Raw genomic sequence first — 1,953 nt, forward strand, 5'->3', positions numbered from 1 at the left:
GAGTCCACTCCAAAAGAGCAAGCAAATACGGGAGGATATCCGTGATGTTTTTTTTTGGAGTAAAACATCCGTGATGTTTTAATGAATGTTTTTAAAAGAGCAACATCACGGATGTTGCACTCCAAAAATTTTTCCTTTTGCTTTCAAAAGAGCAACATCACGGATGTTGCACTCCAAAAATTTTTCCTTTTGCTTTTTTGATTGTTGCGATTATCTGTTCAATATCAATGGGTTTGTGAATAACATCAAAGGCTCCATATTCGAGTGCTTCATTTATGAGATTCTCCACAGAATAGGCAGTCATCATAATCACTTTTATATCAGGTTCTATTTCATGCACTTTTTTAAAGGTTTCTACCCCATTAATGCCTGGCATTTTTATATCCATAAGGGCAAAATCAAACGGGCTTTTTTTGACCATTTCTATCGCAATATAGCCGTCGTTGGTAACAGATACATCAAATCCTTTTTCAGAGAGAATGTCCGATAATGTCTCGTTCATTCCCTCATCATCATCTACAATGAGAATACGTGTTTTATTTTTCATTAAGTTCTCTACCTTTTTTATCTTTGATTATTCAAGAAAATATCATCCTATTTTAAAATTAATTAGTGGCTGTCCGTAAAGTAGTATATCAAGTAAAATATATTCTTCATCCTTTTTACAACTCATCCCCTAACCCCTTCTCTTCAAAGAGAAGGGGAATTTTTATCTCCCTCTCTCCGCCAGTTGGCGGAAGGGTCGGGGTGAGGTCGAAAAGGCTACTTTACAGAAGATTTCATCATTTTTTAAAGAGCCAATTTAATCGTGAAGGTGGTGCCCAGACCAACTTTGCTTTCCACGTCAATTTCACCTTTATGATTATCAATAATATTTTTGACAATTGAGAGCCCCAAGCCGATTCCCTTTGCTCGGGTTGTAAAAAGCGGCTCGAATATCTTTGTTAGATTCTCTGGGGGAATACCGATGCCGTTGTCCATAAAACGTATCTCGGTAAAACCATTACTTGAACCGGTTTTTATCTTCAATTCGCCTTTTTTGGAAATTGATTGAAAGGCGTTGGAAATTAAATTCTGGAATACCCGTCGCATTCTTTCGGAGTCCAATTGGATTTTGGGCAGTTTTTCATCCAAATCCATTTCGAGCACAACATGTTTCGGTATCTTGATTTCCTGAATAGCATTTTTTATGAGTTTATTCAAATCGGTTTTCCGTAGAGAAACTTCTCTCACTCGGGAAAAATCCAAAAGATCCGAGATTAGATTATCCGCCCTCGCAATTTCTCTGCGAAGAATACCAAGATGTTTTTCGACCTTTTCTTCGGGATGCTTGAGCTTCATATTCAAAAAATAAATCGAATTGCCAATAACTCCGAGAGGATTACGCAGCTCGTGTCCCACTCCGCCGGCAAGTTGACCCAACACCGCCAATCTTTCTTGACGAATCATTTTTTTTTGGATTTCTTTTAATTCTTTTGTGCGTTCTGTAACCAAATCTTCAAGATGCTCGCGGTAGGCTTTTAGTTCTGCTTGCGCTTTTTTACTTTTCGTAATATCCCGAGCAATGAAAAGAACACTGTTTTTGGTTTTTGGGGTTGCCTTGCCTTCAAACCAGATAATTTTGTCCCTGATCCTCAAAGGATATTCTATTGTGGTAGTTTTGTTTTCATCAAGACTTTTTTGAATAAATTTTAGAAAATTGTCGGCTTCCGGTTTTGGAAATATTTCGTGTAGAGTTTTACCGATAGTGTTTTCCGGAAGTTTATACAAAAGTTCGGGTGAGGTGGGTGCAATATTGATATATCTTCCCTCATAATTCATTTCAAACACAACATCCGTCATAGCATTGAAAAGGGTTCGTAAATTTTCCTCGCTTTCCCGTAGCAATATCTCTGTTTGTTTACGTTCAGCGTTTTCCGATTTCAAATCCTTCGTTGCTTTATTCAGGTCATT

At 37.5% G+C, this 1,953-nt stretch carries 2 protein-coding genes; both read right to left on the minus strand.

Features of this window, described 5'->3' with window-relative positions; all coding sequences use genetic code 11:
- Positions 1-157 precede the first annotated feature (157 nt).
- Positions 158-547, minus strand: coding sequence for a response regulator (locus U9P79_08940; protein ID MEA2104746.1), 390 nt, complete (start codon positions 545-547; stop codon positions 158-160).
- A 242-nt stretch (positions 548-789) separates the two neighbouring features.
- The coding region (locus U9P79_08945; protein MEA2104747.1) for an ATP-binding protein at positions 790-1,953 on the minus strand (1,164 nt) is incomplete at its 5' end.

This window comes from Candidatus Cloacimonadota bacterium (assembly GCA_034661015.1).
GTDB lineage: Bacteria > Cloacimonadota > Cloacimonadia > JGIOTU-2 > JGIOTU-2 > JAYEKN01.